The sequence below is a fragment of the Streptomyces sp. NPDC058683 genome (genome assembly GCF_042716195.1).
GTDB lineage: Bacteria > Actinomycetota > Actinomycetes > Streptomycetales > Streptomycetaceae > Streptomyces.
This window is the reverse complement of record NZ_JBHXSK010000065.1, coordinates 18,325-34,286: the sequence shown is the minus strand read 5'-3', so window position 1 is coordinate 34,286 and position 15,962 is coordinate 18,325. Positions and strand designations below refer to the sequence as shown.

The window sequence follows — 15,962 nt, the reverse complement described above, 5'->3', positions numbered from 1 at the left end:
GGGGGTTGTGGGTCTCAGGGCCCCGTACACCTTATTCGTAGATTCGTAGGGAAGTCCTTTTTGCACCCCGGGGTGGCCGATGCAGGGCAGAGGCTACTCGGCGAGTTCCTCGAGGAGCCGGGCGGTGGAGAGTCCGGCCCGCAGGTAGGCGACGAACAGCTCGTTGTGCAGCGCCCAGGGCGAGCGCCGGGCCCGCACCAGCCGTATCGCCTCCTCGGCCGTACGCCCCCGGTGCACCAGCGCCTGCGCGACCACCAGCCCCGACCGGTTGTAGCCGCTGTGGCAGCGCACCAGTACCGACCGTCCGGCGTCCAGGGCCTCGCTGGCGGCCCGGGCGAGCCGCATCACGCCCGCCAACTGGGTACCGTCCAGCGGTCCGTCCGGAATCGGCCACACCTGATGCTCGACCCCGGTGTCCGGCCCGTGCCCGGGCACCCGCAGCAGACTCTGCACCAGATCGAACTCGTCCCGTACGACAGCGGACTCCAGCTGCCCCGCACGCCCCCGGAACTCGTGGCCGCCCATCCACAGCCCGGGCAGCACCTCGCTCCACGGGCTGTCCGGAGCCGGAACGTCGTACTGCTCCCCATGGATCCGCACCGGCGCCTCCCCGCTGCACGCGCCAACCCCCTGTCAAAGGTAGCGGGGTTCTTGCCCGCGGAGCACCCCGCCTGTTCCCATGGTCGAGGGGTGATGCCGCAATGACCGGACTGCGCGTCGTGCCGACCTGGCGCCGGGGCCAGGAACGGCTGTACGTCTGCCTCACGGACGGACGGAACATCGCCTGGTACGACCGTGAGGCGGGCCGGGTCAACCTGCTCAGCGAGGAGCGCCAGGACGACGTACTCGAAACCCTGCGGCCGTTCCTGACCGGCCCGGTCACGATCGGCCCGCCGCCGGTGCCCACGCCCGCCGAACTGGCGCGGCTGACCCTGCACCCCGACGACGACCTCGCGCCCAACCGCCCCGGCGAGGCGCTGCTGATCGCTCTCGACCGGGACCCGGGCCCGGCCCACCGCCTCCGCCCCGACCCGCGCCGCCGCGCCCTGACCGCCGAGCAGACCGTCGGCGACGCCCTGGACCGTCTGGACGGCGCGGGCTGGCACGCCCTGCACTCCGTCCCGCTCCCCGGCGGCGACCGCCTGCACCATCTGCTGATCGGCCCCGGCGGCCTGTTCTGCGTGCACGCGCTCTACGCCCGCAAGCAGAAGGTCCTGGTCGCCGACCCGATGGTCACCCTGGGCCGCCGCGACCCCCGGCCGCTGCTGCGCCGCCTGCGCGCGGACGCCGACCGGGCCTCCTACGCCCTGACGGCCGAGGTCCACCCGGTCCTGGCCCTGACGGACCCGGCGGACGTCGTGCTGACGGCCCCGCCCCGGGAGGTCCGCATCCTCCGCGACCGGGACCTGGAGGGCCTGTCCCGCCTGGGCGGAGTCCTCAAACCGGCGGACGTCGAGGCCCTGCACGCGATGGCGCGGGACCGCAACACGTGGGGGAGGGTGTAACTCCCGGCCCGTCCGGCCCGTGCGAGTTTCCTTTCACGTTTCAGGTTTCACACGGCAGCGGCGCCGCCCGCCCCGCGTCCAGCAGCGGCGCCAGCAGGTCCCCGTACTCCTCGACCCGCCCCGCGATGTCCCCGGCCCGGAAAACCAGGTCCTCCGCCCGCCGGCACTCCGCGACCTCCTCCCAGGTCACCGGCGCCGACACCATCGGCTCCCGCCGCGCCCGGACGGTGTACGGGGTCGCCGTCGTCTTCCGCCCCGCGTTCTGGCTCCAGTCCACGAACACCTTCCCCGGCCGCAGGCTCCGCGTCATCCGGTGCACCACCAGCCGCGGCAGCGCCCGCTCCGCCGCCACGGCCAGCCCCTTCGCGTACTCGCTCACCCGCTCGCTGGACGACCCCCGCACCCCCGCCAGCAGATGCAGCCCCTTCGACCCGGCCGTCTTGGCGTACGCCTCGATCCCGTCCGCGGCCAGCCGCTCCCGCAGCCACAGCGCGACCTCGCAGCACTCCACCACCGTCGCCGGAGCCCCGGGGTCCAGGTCGAAGACGATCCGGTCGGCCTCGTCCGGCGTCCGCACCAGCCACTGGTGCGTATGGAACTCGGTGACCAGGTTCGCCGCCCACATCAGGCTCGGCAGGTCCTGCACCAGCACCATCCGGGCCGGCCCCTCCGACCGGCGCACCTCGGCGGTGGTGACCCACTCGGGCGTACCCGGCGGCACGTTCTTGGTGAAGAACACCTGGCCGTCAGGACCGTCCGGGTACCGGAGGAACGAGACCGGCCGGTCCCGCAGATGCGGCAGCAGGACCTCGGCCGACGTCGCGTAGTAGTGCAGCAGCTCGCCCTTGGTGAACCCGGTCGCCGGATACAGCACCTTCTCCAGGTTGCTGAGCGCGACCCTCCGTCCGTCCACCTCCGTGATCGGCGTCATACGATGACAATCTCATACAAATCATGGGCATCCGGACGGAAGGAAGCCGCAGGTGCGATCCATTTGGAACGGCGCGATCTCCTTCGGTCTCGTCAGCATCCCGATCAAGCTGGTCAACGCCACGGAGAGCCACTCGATCTCCTTCCGCCAGGTCCACGCCGAGGACAACGGCCGGATCCGCTACCGCAAGTTCTGCGAGCTGGAGGACCGCGAGGTCACCCAGTCGGAGATCGGCAAGGGGTACGAGGACGCGGACGGCACGATCATCCCGATCACCGACGACGACCTGTCCCACCTGCCCCTTCCCACCGCTCGCACCATCGAGATCGTCGCCTTCGTCCCGGCCGACCGGATCGACCCGCTCCAGATGGACGCGGCGTACTACCTGGCGGCCTCCGGCGCCCCCGCCGCGAAGCCGTACACCCTGCTGCGCGAGGCCCTGAAACGCAGCCACAAGGTGGCCATCGCGAAATACGCGCTGCGCGGCCGGGAACGCCTCGGCATGCTCCGGGTGGTCGGCGACGCCATCGCCATGCACGGCCTGCTCTGGCCGGACGAGGTCCGCGCCCCGGAGGGCGTCGCCCCCGACGTCGACGTCACCGTCCGCGACAAGGAACTCGACCTCGCCGACGCCCTGATGGACACCCTCGGCGAGGTCGACCTGGAAGACCTGCACGACGAGTACCGGACGGCCCTGGAGGAGGTCATCGCGGCGAAGGCGGCCGGCGAGGCCCCGCCGGAGACCCCGGAACCGGCGCGGGGCGGCAAGGTGCTCGACCTGATGGCGGCCCTGGAGAAGAGCGTCCGCGCGGCGAAGGAGTCGCGGGGCGAGGAGGCGCGGGGCGCGGAGGCCGAGGTCACGCCGATGCCGGGCAAGAGGCCGAGGGCGGCGGCGAAGAAGACGGCGGCGAAGGGGACGGCGGCGAAGAAGGCGACGGCCGCGAAGACGTCGGCCGCGAAGACGTCGGCCGCGAAGGCGGGGGCCGGGAAGGCGGCGGCCGGGAAGTCCACGGCCAAGAAGGCGACGGCGAAGAAGTCGACGGTCAAGAAGACGGTTTCACCTCGCAAACGTTCGGCATAGAGCCGCCCCCGTCGGGTGTCGCGGCGCCGTGTTCGACGCGCGCCCCGGCTTTCCTGGCGATCCGTCACCATGCCTGGTCTCCACCGCCGTTCGGAGCCCCGTCGCGTACCGCGCCCGGTAGCAGCCGAGCTGCGCCCTGCTCGTTATCGGCGATCGAGATAATGCATATTTCAACATATCGGTGGATATGGTGAGGTAATGGCGCAATGCTGGGTGATGGGGGAGGGCCCGTCGCATGGCGGGCGGACCGGCTCGTTCCCACCAGTGAAGGCATTGTCATGCGTGCTCTGCATCTCCACCCCTTCGGTAGAACTCATGTCCTGTCACTGACCCAGGCACGCGCTCCCGCGGGCCCCGTGGCGGAGGTCCGCAGGCCCGCCGATCCGGCCAGGACCGCCTGGGGCCCGCCGGGCGGGACACAAGCCGCCGGTCCGGGTCTCCGGCTGTCCGCCGGTGAGTGCGGACTGCTGCTGATCAGGCTGACCTTCGGACTGCTGCTGGCCGGCCACGGTGCGCAGAAGCTGTTCGGCATCTTCGGAGGGCCGGGACTGGCGGCCACCGGCAGGAGCTTCGACGTCCTCGGCTACCACCCGGGCAAGGTCTTCGCGGTGATCGGCGGTCTCTCGGAACTCTGCGGGGGCCTCGGTCTGGCGGTCGGGCTGCTCACCCCGCTGGCGGCCGCCGCCGTCATCGGCGTGATGATCAACGCCATGGTGACCGTGAGCGGTGCCCACGGCCTGTGGATCCAGAACGGCGGAGTCGAGTACAGCGTCTCCATCTGCATCGTCGCCCTCGCCCTCGCCGCCATCGGCCCGGGCCGGGTGTCCGTCGACCGGTTCTTCCCCTGGCGCTCGGACGGCTGGCCCGCTGCCGCCGTCGCGCTCGGTCTGGGCGGCATCGGCGCCGCGATCGCACTGAGCATCTGAACGCGCCCTGCTCCTTACCGCCCCGTACCGCCCCGTACCGCCCCGTCCCGCTCCGTGCCGGCCCCGCCCAGGCCGGGCGGGGCGGGACGGCTACGGCCATAGGGCGCGGAACTGCCGCCATCCGTGTGGAAGTCCTGCCGCCTCGAGCGGTTGCCGCCGTTCCCTGCGCGTGGCACGCCGAGGGGCGGGGGCCCTTTCTCCTACATTCCGGCAGACGGTCCCTCGGCGGACCGTCGTGACGTCGACCCTTCGGGCGTGAAACCGCCGTCCGGTCGCTCGGCTTCCCTGGGAGAGAAGTGACCCGGTCCCGCATCCGTTTCTCGCCGGCCCTGCCGGTCGCCGGCCTGCTCCTCGCCACCGGCTGGCTGACCGGCTGCGGGGACCTGACACCGGCCGGAGACTCCCCCCGCACCCAGCCCGCATCGGCGGCCGGCCACCGCCCCGCGGCCGGACCGCGGCTGCAGGACCCGCCGGAACTGGTCAGCCGCGACGGCCTCCTCAAGGCCGCCATCGTGGTGGAGCGCCGCGAGGTACAGGTAGGCGACCGCCGGCTGTACGCCACCACCTACAACGGGGCGTACATGCCACCCACCCTGCGGGTACGACCCGGCGACCGCATCGACCTCACCATGACCAACCGCATCGACCAGGACACCAACCTGCACACGCACGGCCTCCACGTCTCGCCGCGCGCCCCCTCCGACGACGTCTTCATCGCCGTCAAGTACAACCACTCGTACCACTACAGGTACCAGCTGCCGTTCAACCATCCGACCGGCACCTTCTGGTACCACTCGCACGCGGACATGATGTCCGCGCCGCAGGTCGCCGGCGGCGAGTCGGGGGTCATCGTCGTCGAGGGCCTCCAGCAGCACCTGCCCCCGTCCCTGCGCGGCATCACCGAGCACACGATCGCGCTCAAGGACTTCCAGGTCGAGGGCGACGCGATCAAGACGCACCCGCTCAAGATCGGGTCGCCCACGAACCGCACCGTCAACGGCCAGCAGAACCCGGTGATCACCATCCGGCCGGGGGAGACCCAGCTGTGGCGGCTCGCCAACATCGGGGCCAACATCTACTACCGCCTCCACCTCCCGGGCTACCGCTTCCGCGTGATCGCCCAGGACGGCATCCCCGTCCGCAAGTCGTACGACCAGGACACCCTGGTGATCGCGGCCGGAGCGCGCTTCGACGTCCTGGTCCAGGGAGGCCCGCCCGGCACCTCACGTCTGGAGACCCTCAAGTACGACACCGGACCGGCCGGGAACAAGTTCCCCCGGGTCGACCTCGCCACCGTCGTCAGCGGCGGCACGCCCGTACGCCGGGCCGCCCTGCCGACCGGCATCGCCCCGCACGAGGACCTGAGCAAGGCGACGATCGCGGCCCGCAGGACCGTCGTCCTCACGGAGAACAAAGCGGGCACGAAGTTCTACATCAACGGCCGGCTGTACGACCCGCGCCGGATCGACTTCACCGGCACCCTCGACACCGTCGAGGAGTGGACCGTCCGCAACGACTCCGACGAGACCCACTCCTTCCACATCCACACCAACGACTTCCAGCTGATGAGCATCGACGGGAAGCCCCACGACCCGTCCCACGGCTGGTACGACACCATCGACGTGCCCGTGCGCGGCAAGGCCGTCTTCCGCATCCACTACACCGACTTCACCGGGAAGACCGTGCTGCACTGCCACATCCTCAACCACGAGGACATGGGCATGATGGCCGTCCTGGACATCGTCGCGCCCCGCAAGGACTCGCCCGGCAAGTGATCACCACGGCGGACCGCCACCACGGCCGGGGGCCGTGGTGGCGGTCGTACGCTTGAGGGGCAAGAACCCTGGCTCACAGCTGGGAGGGCTGGGACGATGCTCAGCACGCACATCCCCGACCTGGCCGCGCTGGAACTCCTGCTCGGGGTCGCCCGGGAAGGCAGCCTGAACAGTGTCGCCCGCAAGGCGGGGGTGAGCCAGCAGGCCGTATCGGCGCGGATCCGCGCGATGGAGGCACAGACCGGTGTCACCCTCGTGCACCGGACTCCACGCGGGTCCAGCCTGACCGTCGAAGGCGTCATGATCGCGGAGTGGGCCGCCCGGCTGCTGGACGTCGCGGCCGAGATGGACGCCGGGATCACGGCACTGCGGGCCGGCCAGCGGTCGCGGCTGCGGGTCAGCGCCAGCTCGACCATCTCCGAGATGCTCCTGCCCGGCTGGCTGGCGTCCTTCCGCGCGGAGACCCCCGAGGGCAGGCACGCCCCGGAGATCGTACTGACCTACGCCAACACCGCCATGGTCATCACCCATGTCACCGAGGGCATCGCCGACATCGGCTTCACCGAGGGCCCGCACGAGCCCGCCGGGCTGCACGGCAGGGTCATCGGCCACGACCGGCTCACGGTTGTCGTCGCTCCGGGTCACCCGTGGGCGGGCCCCCGGCCCGTCAGCGCCGCCGAACTGGCCGGCACCCCGCTGGTGAGCCGGGAGAGCGGCTCCGGTACCCGGGACACCTTCGCCGCCGCGCTGACCGCCGTACTCGGCCCCGGTGCCCCGCAGGCCCCCGCGGCGCTGTCGCTCTCCACCACCGCGGCGATCCGCTCGGCCGCGCTGGCCGGTGCGGCGCCCGCGGTCATCAGCGAACTCGCCGTCGCCGACGACCTGGCCGGCGGCCGGCTCGTCGCGGTACAGACACCCGAACTCGACCTGCGCCGAACCCTGCGCGCCGTCTGGGACGGCGCCACCACCCCACCCAGCGGCGCGGCCCGCGACCTGATCGCCCACATCCTGACCCGCCGGCACCAAGAGCGGCGCAGCGGCCGAACCCACTGACCGGGGCTGCCGTCGTGGGCCTCGTGCGCAGGCCCGTCCACCGGCTCGGGCTTGCCCGGGAGTGGCCGCGGTCCGGTTCGGCCGTCCGGCCGTCGATGCCTGCGATCCGGTACAAGCCCGGCTTGTACCCCGCCAAGCGTGAGGCCACTACCAGCGGCTTTCCGCGGCTGCGAGGGTCGAAGTACCCACCCCACCACCGCAGCCGGAGGAAATGCCATGAGCACCGACACGCCCGCACGACAGGACACCGCCCCCGACCGTCCCGACCGTCCCGGTCGCCGCCCCGGAACGTCGACGCCGCCGATCGCGTTCGTGGGCACCGGGCGGATGGGCGGCCCGATGGCCGCCAATCTGGCCCGCGCCGGCTTCGACGTACGGGTGTGGAACCGGACCGCCGACCGCGCCGAGCTCCTCACCGGCGCGGGCGCCGCCGTGGCGCCCAGCCCGGCGGAGGCGGTCCGGGGCGCCGGGATCCTCGTCACCATGCTGGCCGACGGCCCCGCCACCGGACAGGCGGCCACCGGGCCCGACGGATTCCTGGCCGATGCACCCGGGCTGGTCTGGGTGCAGATGGCGACCGTCGGAGCCGACTGGACGGCCCGGCTCGGCCGCCTCGCCGCCCGCCGCGGGGTGACGTTCGTGGACGCCCCGGTCTCCGGCAGCGAGGGCCCGGCCCGGGCCGGGCAGCTCATCGTGCTGGCCAGCGGCCCGGACGGGATACGGGACGTCCTCGCCCCGGTGTTCGGCGCGGTCGGCAGGGCCACCGTCTGGCTGGGCCCGGCCGGCGCCGGCACCAGCGCCAAGCTGGTGCTCAACAACTGGCTCGTCGACCTCGCCGAGACCACCGCGGAGACTCTCTCCTTCGCCCGCCGGCTCGGTCTGGACCCGACCGCGATCGTGGACCTGCTGCAGTCGACGCCGCTCGGCTCGCCGTACGCCGTGCAGAAGGCCACCACCATGCTGACCGGTGACTTCACCCCCGCGTTCGCGCTCAAGCACGCGCTCAAGGACGCCGAGCTGGCGGTGCAGGCCGCGCGGGCCAGCGGTACCGAACTCGCGCTCACCCAGGCGCTGCTGCCCCGCTGGCGGCAGGCCGCGGCGAGCCACGCCGACGACGATCTGGCCGCGGTGTACACCGCCGCCTGACCAGCCCCCTGCGCAGGGATCTTGCGGGGTTCCTGCGCAGGACCCCGCAAGAGAGGACCCCGGTGATGACCGCAGCAGCTGGACCGGCCACCCGAAGTGACCCGGAGAACGGCCCGACACGGCCCCCCGGGGACACGATCCCGACGGCAGGCACGCCGGCCCCCGCCTCTGCCTCCGGGCACCAACGGCTGGGACTCGCGCTCATCCTCGTCGCGTCCTTCATGGTGGTGCTCGACTTCAGCATCGTGAACGTCGCGCTGTCGTCGATCCAGCACGAGCTGGGCATCTCGGCCGCTTCGGTGCAGTGGGTGGTCACGGCCTACGCGATCACCTTCGGCGGGCTGCTGATCCTCGGCGGCCGCGCCGGGGACCTCTACGGTCGGCGGCGCCTGTTCATGGCCGGGATCGGCGTCTTCACCGCCGCGTCGCTCTCCGGCGGCCTCGCGCACGATCCGCTGCTCCTGATCCTGTCCCGCACCGTGCAGGGCTGTGGCGCCGCGATGGTCGCGCCCGCCGCGCTCTCCCTGATCACCACGGGCTACCCCGAAGGCCCGCGGCGCACCCGCGCGCTGGGCCTGTACGGGGCGACGGCGTCGGTCGGCTTCGTCGCCGGACAGGTGCTCGGCGGTGTCCTCGTGGAGTTCTTCAGCTGGCGCTCGGTGTTCCTGGTGAACATCCCGGTGGGACTGGCCGCCCTGCTGCTGGCCCCGCGTCTCCTGCACGAGTCGAGGCTGAGCCGGGCCGGGCGGCACCTGGACACCGTCGGCGCGACGCTCATCACAGGTGCCGTCGCCGCGCTGGTCTTCGCGGTCTCCCAGGCCGGGGTCACCGGCGTGGGATCGGCCGGCGTGCTGGTTCCGCTCGGGCTCTCGGCCCTGGCGACCGTGGCGTTCTTCGCCGTCGAGCAACGGCGTGCCGATCCGCTCGTGCGGCCCGCGCTGCTGCGCACCCGAGGGCTGCGCAGTGCCGGCACCCTGATGATGCTGCTCGGTCTGTGGAACGGCGGGGAGATGCTGGTGCTCTCCGTGTACCTCCAGGAGGTCCTGCGCATGTCCCCGCTGGCGGCCGGCCTGGTGATCGCCCCGCAGGGCATCGTCGGCCTGGCGACCGGGTTGCTGGGCGCCCGGCTGGCGCGACGCGTGGGGATCCAGCGCGTACTGGTGCTGACCGCCCTGGCCGCCACCGCCGGCTTCCTCGTCCTGACCCAGCTCCCGATGGGCGGCGGCTACCGTCCGCCGCTCGCGGCAGTGGTCCTGGTCGGGTTCGGCACCGCCGGTACGGCGTTCGGAAGCATGGTGACCGCCAGCGCCGGTGTCGCCGACCGCGACCAAGGACTGGTGGGCGGCGTGGTCAACATGAGCCGCCAGCTGGGCGCCGCGCTGGGAGCGGCGCTGCTTCCCGCCATCGCCGACGCGGTGGACCGAACGGGCCACAGCAGCATGGCGGTCGGCGACCGCGCCGCGATGCTCGCCGGAGCGGCGGCGGCCGGCCTCGCCACGCTGGTCGCCCTGCGGACCCGGCAGAAGTCCGCCCACACCCCGTCCACCTCCGAGGCCACCTCGAAGGCCCCGGAACCGGCCTGACGGACAGTCCCCCCTTGTACCCGCGTCGACGGTCATCGACGCGGGAGGGGAACGCCGGGGAGCTGCCGGACCACCGTCGGCCACCTGCGGTCGCCCAGGTTCCCGTGCCGTCCCGTGCGCCTTGTCCTGCCGGGCGCCTTGTCCACGGAACACGGAACACGGAAACACGGAACACGGTCCACGGAAACGGAACACGGTCCGCGGAACACGCCGGGTGGCAGGCCGTCCCTGCCCGCCACCCGGCACCGGAACGCCTCCGCTCGGAGCGTGCCGGGGATCGGGGCTCAGGCCGCGGGGCCCTCGACGGTGGCGGCGAGGGCGCCGAGCACCTGCCTGAGCTGCGCGACGGCTTCGGTGTCGTCGGCCGGGTGGGTCTCGGCGAAGCGGGTCACCGAGTCCGGTATCGCGAGTCTGGCGTCCTCCACGATGGTGGCGCCGGCGATACCGGCGGACTTGCGGGCGTCGTCCTGGGCCCACACCCCGCCGTACTGACCGAAGGCGGTGCCGACGACGGCGGTCGGCGAACCCGCCAGGGCGCCGGCGCCGAACGGGCGGGACAGCCAGTCGATGGCGTTCTTCAGCACGGCGGGCATGGTGCCGTTGTACTCGGGGGTGACGAGCAGGAACGCGTCGGCGTGCGCGGCGGCCTCGCGCAGGCGGGTGGCGGCGGCGGGGCGGTGCTCGTCGGTGTCGATGTCCTCGTTGTAGAAGGGCACCTCGGCCAGGCCCTCGTAGAGGGTGACCGTGACGCCCTCGGGAGCGTGCTTGACGGCGGCCTCGGCGAGCTGGCGGTTGTGCGAGCCGGAGCGCAGGCTGCCGACGAGGGCGAGGATGCGGACGGACATGGGTTCTCCAGGTATGGACGTGCCGATGGAACAAACGCGTACGGGGAGGTACGGCGAGAGGGGATCCGGGTTCGCCGGCCGGCAGTCGGCAGCCGGCAGCAGGCAGCTGCCCGGCAGACAGCCGGGCCGGCGGCCGGCAGGGCTACTCGCGCATGGTCACGCCGCCGTCGACCGACAGGATCTGGCCGGTGATCCAGCTGGCCTCGTCGGAGAGGAGGAAGACGATCATGGAGGCGAGGTCCTCGGGTTCGCCGAGCCGCGGGAGCGCGGTCTTCTCCAGCAGTGCCTCGCGGATCTCGGGGGGCGTGCCGGTGCGCACGTTCTCGGTGAGGACGACACCGGGGGCGACGGCGTTGACCCGGATGTTCTTGCGGCCCCACTCGTGCGCGGTGTGGCGGGTGAGCGCGTGCAGGGCGATCTTGGACGAGGCGTAGGCGGCGAGCCACGACTCCCGCTGCCATGCCGCCAGGGAGGAGATGTTCACGATCGAGCCGCCGCCCGCGGCGACCAGCGCGGGCAGGCTCTCGCGGATCACGAGCCCGGTGCCGGTGACGTTGATCCGCATCATCTCGGCCCACACCTCGGGGTCCATGGTGTCGACGCCCTGGTCGCGGGTCATGAGGTCCGCGCTGACGGCGGCGGCGACGTTGGCGACGCCGTCGAGGCGGCCGAAGTGTTCGGTGGTCTGAGCGACCAGGGAGGCGATGGAGTCCGCGTCCCGGAGGTCGAACTGGACCGTGAGCAGCCGGTCGGCGGCCTCCGCCGCCTGCTCGCGGGTCCGTGCGAGCTTGTCGGGGTTGGTGCCGGCCGCGGCCACCCGGGCGCCTTCGGCCAGCAGCCGCTGCACGGTGACCGCGCCGATGCCCGATCCGCCGCCGGTGACGATGAAGACCTTGTCCTTGAGCCCTTCCATGACGGGGCACGTCCTTTCGGTTGGTGAGGGAGCGGCGCCGACGTGGCAGGCGGGGCCGGTGCCGGAGGCGACGAGGCGGGAATACGCCTGAAGGGCCCGGCGGTTGCCGTCCTGTGCGCGCAGCACAACCGCTTCGACCAGTTCGTTGACGCCTGGTGCGCGCCCCACTGTGCAGGAACGCGACAAGGGTTACAAAAGGTATGTCTATGTTCCTGAGGGACATCCGAAGGGCGTCACCGATGAGCAACGACGAGGGTGACGCGGGCGACGAGGGCCGGGCGGCCTTCACCGGCGAGGCGCGGGTGAACGTCCTGCGTCTCCCGGGCCCGTGCGCGCGCTGGGACGAGTGGGAGACGGACTTCATCCGCGAGGTCCTCGACCTGGTGGGCGACAAGTGGAGCATCCTGGTCATCGGCGTCCTTGCCGCCGGCGACGCCCGCTACTCGGACCTCGACGCCGCGATCCCGGCCATCTCCCGGCGCATGCTCACCCTCACCCTCAAGGGCCTCCAGCGCAGCGGGCTGGTCGACCGCACGGCCTACGCGGAGGTACCGCCCCGCGTCGAGTACTCCCTCACCGACCTCGGCGCCTCCCTGTTCTCCGCCATCCAGCACCTGGCGGCCTGGAGCGCCGAACACCGCACCGAGATCCGACGCCACCAGGACACGTACGACACGAGCGCCGCACGGAGAGCGTGAAGGCTCTTGGGCGGTTGGCGAGAAGGCGGGCGAGGGAGAGCGCACGGGCCGGCTGCGGTCGCCCGCCGGAGAGATCGCGGAGCGGTACGGCCGGGATGAGGCTGGCCGCCGGCCCGACCCGGAAGACCGCATCCGGCGACGTCGCCTACCAGCGTGCCTTCCGACGCGCCTGTCGCCGGGTACGAGTGGTCAGCTCCGGCAGGCGCATCCGGCGGCGCTCTTGGCCGTGCCGACGGTGATGGACGGGTCGGCTGCCGGCTCGGCCCCGGTGCAGCATGCGGTGACGCCGCAGCAGGAGTCGTCCGCCGGCGATGTCGCGGCGGTGTCCGGGACGGTGGAGGTGGTGGGCTTGGCCGCACGGATGACGGCGGAGTGCATGCCGTCGGCCACGGAGTGCGTCGGGGTGATCTCGATGTCCGTGAACCCGGCCGCCTCCAGTCCCCGGCGGTATTCGGCGAAGGACAGGGCTCCGGCGATGCAGCCGACGTAGTCGCCGCGCTCGGCCCGCTGCCCGGCGTTGAGAGTGTCATCGGCGACGACGTCCGAGACGCCGATCCGGCCGCCGGGCCTGAGCACGCGGAAGGTCTCGGCGAACACGGTCGGCTTGTCGGTGGACAGGTTGATCACGCAGTTGGAGATCACGACGTCGATGGTGTGCGCGGGAAGCGGGATCGCTTCGATGGTGCCTTTGAGGAACTGCACGTTCGTCGCGCCCGCCTTCTCGGCGTTGGCCAGGGCGAGGGCGAGCATCTCCTCGGTCATGTCCAGTCCGTACGCCTTGCCGGTCGGGCCGACGCGGCGGGCGGAGAGCAGGACGTCGATACCGCCGCCGGAGCCGAGGTCGAGAACGCTTTCGCCCTCGCGCAGTTCGGCGACGGCGGTGGGGTTGCCGCAGCCGAGCGAGGCGGCGACCGCCTCGGCGGGCAGAGCGTCGCGCTCGTCGGCGGCGTACAGGGCCGAGCCGAAGTTCTCGTCGGCCTCGACCGGCTGTGGCCCGCAACACGCGGTGCCGCCCTCGGTGACCTTCACGGCTGCCGCCGCGTACCGCCGGCGGACGGTTTCGCGCAGGTCGGTGGACTGCTCGCTCATGTCTCACTCCCAGGTGACGGGCCGCAGCACGGCCCGGAACGGCCTGTATTGACATTCGTTGATGCAACCTTGCGCCTTGGATAGAAAAACGTCAACATAGAAGCATGTCGAAACAAGAGCTTGAGGTGATCGGCCAGGACGCCGCCTGCTGTCCGGGCCTGTCCGCCGCGCCGCTGGACGAGGATCAGGCGGCCGACCTGGCGAAAATCTTCAAAGCCCTGGGCGACCCTGTCCGGCTGCGGCTGCTGTCGATGATCGCCTCGCGCGGCGAGGGCGGCCAGAGCGGCGAGGTCGGCGAGGTCTGCGTGTGCGAGCTGACCCCGGCCTTCGACCTGTCCCAGCCGACGATCTCCCACCACCTCAAGCTCCTGCGGCAGGCCGGCCTCATCGACTGCCAGCGTCGCGGCACGTGGGTGTACTACTGGGCGCTGCCCGGCGTACGCGACCGGCTTGCCGCGTTCCTGACCACCCCGGGGACTGCCGGAGCCGCCGCGTGAACACCCCGCTCGGCCGCCGTGTCGCCGCGGAGGCGATCGGGACCGGGCTTCTGGTGACGGTGGTGGTCGGCTCCGGCATCCAGGCCACCGGCCTGTCGCACGACGTCGGCGTGCAACTGCTCGCCAACTCCCTCGCCACGGTCTTCGGTCTGGGCGTGCTGATCACCGTCTTCGGGCCGGTCTCCGGCGCGCACTTCAACCCGGCCGTCACCCTCGCCGTGTGGTTCACCGAACGCCGTACCCCGGACAGGATCACCCTGCGGGATGTCGCCGCGTATGTGCCCGCCCAGATCACGGGGGCGATCGGCGGCGCGATCCTGGCCGACGCGATGTTCGGCGAGCCGCCGGTGCAGTTCTCCACCCACGACCGCTCCGCCGGACACCTGTGGCTGAGCGAGGTCGTCGCCACGGCCGGGCTGATCCTGCTGGTCCTCGGCCTGGCCAGGATCGGCCGCACCGCGCTCGCCCCGGCCGCGGTGGCCTCCTACATCGGGGCCGCCTACTGGTTCACCTCCTCCACGTCGTTCGCGAACCCGGCGGTGACCATCGGGCGGGCCTTCACCGACACCTTCGCCGGGATCGCGCCCGCCTCCGTCCCCCCGTTCATCGCCGCCCAACTGTTCGGCACCGCTCTGGGGCTCGGCATCGTGGCCGCCGTCCACGGCCCGCAGGCCGCCCGCACCCGAGGCGAGACCGGCATCCCGGGCAGCGAACCCGAACCCGTCTCCTCCTGACCCCGCCCCGAGAAAGTCACCCGCCATGAGCACTTCCCCCTCGCGCCCTTCGGTGCTGTTCGTCTGTGTCCACAACGCCGGCCGCTCCCAGATGGCCGCCGCCTTCCTCACCCACCTCGCGGGCGACCGTGTCGAGGTCCGCTCCGCCGGCTCGGCCCCCGCCGACACCGTCAACCCGGCCGTGGTCGAAGCGATGAGCGAGGCCGGTATCGACATCTCCGCCGAGACCCCGAAGATTCTGACCGTGGCGGCCGTCCAGGCGTCCGACGTCGTGATCACCATGGGATGCGGCGACGCCTGCCCCGTGTTCCCCGGCAAGCGGTACCTCGACTGGCAGCTCGACGACCCGGCCGGGCAGGGCGTCGAGGCCGTCCGCCCCATCCGCGACGCGATCGAGACGCGCGTGCGCGAACTGATCTCGGAAGTGGCACCCGACTGAGGACCGACCCACCTCCCCTCAGGGCTCGGGCGTTCTTTCCGCGGGCGGGGGTGTGCGGCTGTAGCGGGCTCCCCTGGTGCCGTAGTGGGCGAGGTGCAGGGTTTCACCGGCGACCTCGATCTCGGCCGGCGGAGGGTTGGGAACGGAGATCCGCGGGTGGGCGTAGGGGTGGCCTTCGATGAAGAGGGGCTCCCGGTGGCGGTTCCCGCCGTCCGCCCAGCTCTGGGCCCGCTCGCGGGTCCACGGGTTCTGCAGCATCCGCGGGGCGGCCGGGTCGTGCAGGTAACCGTTGAGGCTGCGCACCAGAGCTTCGCTGTAGACACCCTTGACCCGGAAGTTCTCCAGGTCCTCCGCACGTACGATCATGTTGACGTACTGGCGGCCGTTGCCTCGGTGCCGGCCCACCGCAGGCCAGCGACCGTGGCCCGGGTCCCAGCGGACGGGCGGGAGCCACAGCAGGGTGCCTGCGCGGAAGTGCTTCGTGCCGTGCTGGATGTCGAGGCCGCTCTCGCCGTGCGCGGTTTCCCGCGCCACGTTGGCCACCAGGCACCAGCCCAACAGCCCGTCCGGCGTCTCTTCTTGGGCGGGTCCCGTGTCTGTCACACCGAGAATCCTGAAGCACGGGACGGGGCGTGAGCCAGCGCTTATCGGCTGACCCGACCGGAGCGAACCACCCGCGGACCACCAACCCCGCAGCCATCGACCGCGCTCAGGGTCGACCCGTCGTCGGTCTGATCGATTTCGACG

At 72.1% G+C, this 15,962-nt stretch carries 17 protein-coding genes; 11 read left to right on the top strand and 6 right to left on the bottom strand.

All coding sequences use genetic code 11. The features are described 5' to 3' along the window. Nucleotides 1-93 precede the first annotated feature (93 nt). On the bottom strand, nucleotides 94-525 hold the full coding sequence (locus ACFWXC_RS45885) for a protein phosphatase (protein ID WP_384489011.1): 432 nt from the start codon (nucleotides 523-525) through the stop codon (nucleotides 94-96). 176 nt (nucleotides 526-701) lie between these two features. On the opposite strand from ACFWXC_RS45885, the gene ACFWXC_RS45880 reads away from it, so the two are divergent. After that, nucleotides 702-1,505, top strand: coding sequence for a nuclease-related domain-containing protein (locus ACFWXC_RS45880; protein WP_384488962.1), 804 nt, complete (start codon nucleotides 702-704; stop codon nucleotides 1,503-1,505). A 40-nt stretch (nucleotides 1,506-1,545) separates the two neighbouring features. Here the strand turns inward: ACFWXC_RS45880 and ligD are convergent, their stop codons facing one another. Next, on the bottom strand, nucleotides 1,546-2,436 hold the full coding sequence (ligD, locus tag ACFWXC_RS45875) for a non-homologous end-joining DNA ligase (protein WP_384488960.1): 891 nt from the start codon (nucleotides 2,434-2,436) through the stop codon (nucleotides 1,546-1,548). 52 nt (nucleotides 2,437-2,488) lie between these two features. On the opposite strand from ligD, the gene ACFWXC_RS45870 reads away from it, so the two are divergent. The 6 genes from ACFWXC_RS45870 (at nucleotide 2,489) to ACFWXC_RS45845 (ending at nucleotide 10,000) form a co-directional block, all read left to right on the top strand. Then, complete coding sequence (locus ACFWXC_RS45870) at nucleotides 2,489-3,517, top strand: Ku protein (RefSeq protein ID WP_384488958.1); 1,029 nt, start codon at nucleotides 2,489-2,491, stop codon at nucleotides 3,515-3,517. A 443-nt stretch (nucleotides 3,518-3,960) separates the two neighbouring features. Continuing rightward, on the top strand, nucleotides 3,961-4,443 hold the full coding sequence (locus ACFWXC_RS45865) for a DoxX family protein (RefSeq protein ID WP_384489009.1): 483 nt from the start codon (nucleotides 3,961-3,963) through the stop codon (nucleotides 4,441-4,443). Between the two features lie 296 nt (nucleotides 4,444-4,739). After that, nucleotides 4,740-6,218: a multicopper oxidase family protein gene (locus ACFWXC_RS45860; protein WP_384488956.1), complete on the top strand. Its 1,479-nt coding sequence runs from the start codon at nucleotides 4,740-4,742 to the stop codon at nucleotides 6,216-6,218. 96 nt (nucleotides 6,219-6,314) lie between these two features. Beyond that, the gene (locus ACFWXC_RS45855; RefSeq protein ID WP_384488954.1) at nucleotides 6,315-7,271 is read left to right on the top strand and encodes a LysR family transcriptional regulator; all 957 of its coding nucleotides are present in this window, start codon (nucleotides 6,315-6,317) and stop codon (nucleotides 7,269-7,271) included. 216 nt (nucleotides 7,272-7,487) lie between these two features. Then, the gene (locus ACFWXC_RS45850; RefSeq protein WP_384488952.1) at nucleotides 7,488-8,417 is read left to right on the top strand and encodes an NAD(P)-dependent oxidoreductase; all 930 of its coding nucleotides are present in this window, start codon (nucleotides 7,488-7,490) and stop codon (nucleotides 8,415-8,417) included. A 65-nt stretch (nucleotides 8,418-8,482) separates the two neighbouring features. Next, a complete protein-coding gene (locus ACFWXC_RS45845) occupies nucleotides 8,483-10,000 on the top strand; it encodes an MFS transporter (RefSeq protein ID WP_384488950.1) in 1,518 nt (505 codons plus the stop codon). A gap of 284 nt (nucleotides 10,001-10,284) precedes the next feature. On the opposite strand, the gene ACFWXC_RS45840 is transcribed toward ACFWXC_RS45845, so the two are convergent. Then, nucleotides 10,285-10,845, bottom strand: a complete 561-nt coding sequence (locus ACFWXC_RS45840; RefSeq protein WP_384488948.1) for an NADPH-dependent FMN reductase — start codon at nucleotides 10,843-10,845, stop codon at nucleotides 10,285-10,287. 142 nt (nucleotides 10,846-10,987) lie between these two features. Then, a complete protein-coding gene (locus ACFWXC_RS45835) occupies nucleotides 10,988-11,758 on the bottom strand; it encodes an SDR family NAD(P)-dependent oxidoreductase (RefSeq protein WP_384488946.1) in 771 nt (256 codons plus the stop codon). A gap of 239 nt (nucleotides 11,759-11,997) precedes the next feature. Between ACFWXC_RS45835 and ACFWXC_RS45830 the strand changes: the two genes are divergently transcribed. Next, nucleotides 11,998-12,456: a winged helix-turn-helix transcriptional regulator gene (locus tag ACFWXC_RS45830; RefSeq protein WP_384488944.1), complete on the top strand. Its 459-nt coding sequence runs from the start codon at nucleotides 11,998-12,000 to the stop codon at nucleotides 12,454-12,456. Nucleotides 12,457-12,645: 189 nt separating this feature from the next. On the opposite strand, the gene arsM is transcribed toward ACFWXC_RS45830, so the two are convergent. Continuing rightward, nucleotides 12,646-13,545 carry an arsenite methyltransferase gene (gene arsM, locus ACFWXC_RS45825; protein WP_384488942.1) on the bottom strand — a complete coding sequence of 300 codons (900 nt, stop codon included), beginning with the start codon at nucleotides 13,543-13,545 and terminating at the stop codon, nucleotides 12,646-12,648. 104 nt (nucleotides 13,546-13,649) lie between these two features. Between arsM and ACFWXC_RS45820 the strand changes: the two genes are divergently transcribed. From ACFWXC_RS45820 to ACFWXC_RS45810, 3 genes are read left to right on the top strand one after another with little or no spacing between them, the layout of a single operon-like run. Then, nucleotides 13,650-14,042: an ArsR/SmtB family transcription factor gene (locus tag ACFWXC_RS45820; protein WP_384488940.1), complete on the top strand. Its 393-nt coding sequence runs from the start codon at nucleotides 13,650-13,652 to the stop codon at nucleotides 14,040-14,042. Beyond that, nucleotides 14,039-14,776: an MIP/aquaporin family protein gene (locus tag ACFWXC_RS45815; protein ID WP_384488938.1), complete on the top strand. Its 738-nt coding sequence runs from the start codon at nucleotides 14,039-14,041 to the stop codon at nucleotides 14,774-14,776. Before ACFWXC_RS45820 ends, ACFWXC_RS45815 begins: the two co-directional genes overlap by 4 nt. Nucleotides 14,777-14,801: 25 nt before the next feature. Then, complete coding sequence (locus tag ACFWXC_RS45810) at nucleotides 14,802-15,215, top strand: arsenate reductase ArsC (protein ID WP_384488936.1); 414 nt, start codon at nucleotides 14,802-14,804, stop codon at nucleotides 15,213-15,215. A gap of 18 nt (nucleotides 15,216-15,233) precedes the next feature. Here ACFWXC_RS45810 and ACFWXC_RS45805 read toward each other — a convergent pair whose 3' ends face one another. Further along, a complete protein-coding gene (locus ACFWXC_RS45805) occupies nucleotides 15,234-15,818 on the bottom strand; it encodes a hypothetical protein (protein ID WP_384488935.1) in 585 nt (194 codons plus the stop codon). Nucleotides 15,819-15,962 lie beyond the last annotated feature (144 nt).

What these genes read in the sequence shown, in the direction of transcription:
- ACFWXC_RS45840 (WP_384488948.1), bottom strand. Translation starts at nt 10,845, where the DNA reads ATGTCCGTCCGCATCCTCGCCCTCGTCGGCAGCCTGCGCTCCGGCTCG.
- arsM (WP_384488942.1), bottom strand. Translation starts at nt 13,545, where the DNA reads ATGAGCGAGCAGTCCACCGACCTGCGCGAAACCGTCCGCCGGCGGTAC.
- ACFWXC_RS45845 (WP_384488950.1), top strand. Translation starts at nt 8,483, where the DNA reads ATGACCGCAGCAGCTGGACCGGCCACCCGAAGTGACCCGGAGAACGGC.
- ACFWXC_RS45810 (WP_384488936.1), top strand. Translation starts at nt 14,802, where the DNA reads ATGAGCACTTCCCCCTCGCGCCCTTCGGTGCTGTTCGTCTGTGTCCAC.
- ligD (WP_384488960.1), bottom strand. Translation starts at nt 2,436, where the DNA reads ATGACGCCGATCACGGAGGTGGACGGACGGAGGGTCGCGCTCAGCAAC.
- ACFWXC_RS45880 (WP_384488962.1), top strand. Translation starts at nt 702, where the DNA reads ATGACCGGACTGCGCGTCGTGCCGACCTGGCGCCGGGGCCAGGAACGG.
- ACFWXC_RS45820 (WP_384488940.1), top strand. Translation starts at nt 13,650, where the DNA reads ATGTCGAAACAAGAGCTTGAGGTGATCGGCCAGGACGCCGCCTGCTGT.
- ACFWXC_RS45830 (WP_384488944.1), top strand. Translation starts at nt 11,998, where the DNA reads ATGAGCAACGACGAGGGTGACGCGGGCGACGAGGGCCGGGCGGCCTTC.
- ACFWXC_RS45835 (WP_384488946.1), bottom strand. Translation starts at nt 11,758, where the DNA reads ATGGAAGGGCTCAAGGACAAGGTCTTCATCGTCACCGGCGGCGGATCG.
- ACFWXC_RS45855 (WP_384488954.1), top strand. Translation starts at nt 6,315, where the DNA reads ATGCTCAGCACGCACATCCCCGACCTGGCCGCGCTGGAACTCCTGCTC.
- ACFWXC_RS45885 (WP_384489011.1), bottom strand. Translation starts at nt 525, where the DNA reads ATGGGCGGCCACGAGTTCCGGGGGCGTGCGGGGCAGCTGGAGTCCGCT.
- ACFWXC_RS45850 (WP_384488952.1), top strand. Translation starts at nt 7,488, where the DNA reads ATGAGCACCGACACGCCCGCACGACAGGACACCGCCCCCGACCGTCCC.